Consider the following 2,553-nt stretch of genomic DNA (forward strand, 5'->3'; position numbering starts at 1 on the left):
AAACGATGTGCTAAACGGATTCGGATACGCAACTAAAACCAAAGGACTTGATGGTGTACCCAATTGAGTTGATTCATCATCATCCATACTTGTTTGGCGAGAAAACTCATCATTCACTACCACTATTCTACATTGCTTTCCTTCTAAGCCATAAATATCTCCTTGTTTTACCTGAACACCCACTTGATACGCAGTACCGTATTCAAAATCCATCTGTGAAAACCTGAAAAATGAAACAGGTCTGTCAATCGAGGTAATTAAAGTAGTGCCCGTAGCTTCATAAATATTAAACCTATAACCACTAGCGCCTGAAACAGCTACAGCATCCAACCATTGTGATGGTGATATATTGGTAGCTCCACACACAGTAGCAGAAAGAGAGGTAACCGGCAAGGAAATCGTAGTTACACTACACGCCGTACCTTCCGCACCATAAACTTCTCCTTGTTTTACCTGAACTTTTACCTGATAAGTTGCTCCATATTCAAAATTCATCTGTAAAAACCTGAAAAATGAAACAGGTCTGTCAATCGAGGCAAGTAAAGTAGTGCCCGTAGCTTCATAAATATTAAACCTATAACCACTAGCGCCCGAAACGGCTATAGCATCCAACCATTGTGACGGTGAAACGCCTGTAGCTCCACAAACTGAAGGTGCTAAGGTAGTAGTAGATATTGCCACTGTGCTAACACTGCACGACGCTCCTTCTAAACCATAAACATCTCCTTGTTTTACCTGAACTTTTACCTGATAAGTTACACCGTATGTAAAACTCATCTGTGAAAGCCTGAAAAATGAAACAGGTCTGTCAATTGAGGAAAGTAAAGTAGTACCGGTAGATTCATAAATATTAAACCTATAACCACTAGCTCCAGAAACAGCTATAGCATCCAACCATTGTGACGGTGAAACGCCTGTAGCTCCACAAACGGACGGGGCTAAAGTAGTGGTTGGTAATGTCATTAAGGTAACACTACACGTGGCTCCTTCTGATCCATAAACTTCACCTTGTTTTAATTGAACTCGTACCTGATAAGTCGTTCCGTATTCAAAATTAAACTGTGAAAATCTGAAAAAATAAAATGGCCTATCAATTGAGGTAATTAATGTGGTTCCACTTGCATCATATATATTAAACCTATAGCCATTAGCTCCGGAAACCGTCATAGCATCTAGCCACTGCATCGGAGATACACTCGTAGCTCCACAATGTCCCGAAGACAAAGAAGTATATGCTGAACAATTTACCGGCAAAGACAAGGTTTGTTCTCCGCCACAGGCTGTCGTAAATGTAACTCTTACCTGATTCGAAGTAGCAAAATTTATAGGGTGTGAAAGACTTACTGTGATACTCGAGGTGCCTGTACCGCTGATGATACTCATACCTTGTGGTAAACTCCACACAAAGTTATTCCCTAAATCCGAAGGAATACTATAGCTTGCTGTTGTCATAGAACACAAAGACGTTGGTCCTGTAATAGTCCCGCTAACAACACTTACAACTAGACTTCTTAATGAACCCGTACCGCAACTGTTTACACCTTGAACTGTGAGGGTGCCTGTTGTAAAAGTAGATAAATCATAACTTACCGTTAGTGCATTGGTGCCCTGACCGGATTCAATAATAACTCCACTTGGAACTGTCCATATATAAGAACTTACTCCTGCTACTGGCGCAACGCGATAAGTATAACTGTTTAAAGCTGTATTATCAACAATAACTCCATTGCTATCTACCGTAGTTTGAACAGCTCCACAAACTCGTGTGATCCCTGTAATACGCCCTAAAACCGGTGCAGTATTGACCGATAATACACTTGGTGCACTTAATCCGCATAAACTTTGTGTACGTACTGAAATTGAACCACTTGACGATGCAGAAATAGATACTGTTATCGAAGAAGTACCTTCGCCTGAAATGATAGACATCCCTAAAGGAACACTCCAAAGATAACTCACGCCGGGTATAGTAGCTACAGAATAAGTAGCTGTTGATAAGGAACACAAATTTACTGGCCCAGTTATAGTCGAAGGCTGAATGCTACCGGAAACTAAATAACTATCTTGAAAAGTATAGTCAGAAGTTACACAAGTAGCTCCTACTTGACCGGATACAAAAGTACCACCTACGGAAACTGTTATTGAATTTGTTCCCTGTCCAGAAGTAATAGTAACTCCCGCTGGAACACTCCAAATATAAGAACCACCCAAGACTGCAGTGGCACTATACGTCTCAACAGTATTGGCACAAATAATAGATGAACCCGTTATAGCAAAGGATATACCGCCAGGCAAAGCAACGGCTTTTGTTACAAATACATTACGAACAACCGTTTCTCCACAACTATTTAAGGCATAAACAGATAAATCACCGTTTGTGAAATTGGATGCAACAGCTACTGTAACTGTTGGTCCTGTTTGAGAAGTTAATGTTAAACCAGATGGTAAATTCCAAACATAACTCGTAGCTCCACTTACAGCAGTAACCGAATAAGTAGCTACGGTAGATTCAGCCGATAATACAGAAGGACCCGAAATCCAACTGATGTTGCC

At 40.7% G+C, this 2,553-nt stretch carries 1 pseudogene; it reads right to left on the bottom strand.

Features of this window, described 5'->3' with window-relative positions:
- Nucleotides 1-2,553 (bottom strand): annotated as a pseudogene (locus B0I10_RS15730) (hypothetical protein); the annotation flags it as partial.

The organism is Flavobacterium lacus, assembly GCF_003268815.1.
GTDB classification, from domain to species: domain Bacteria; phylum Bacteroidota; class Bacteroidia; order Flavobacteriales; family Flavobacteriaceae; genus Flavobacterium; species Flavobacterium lacus.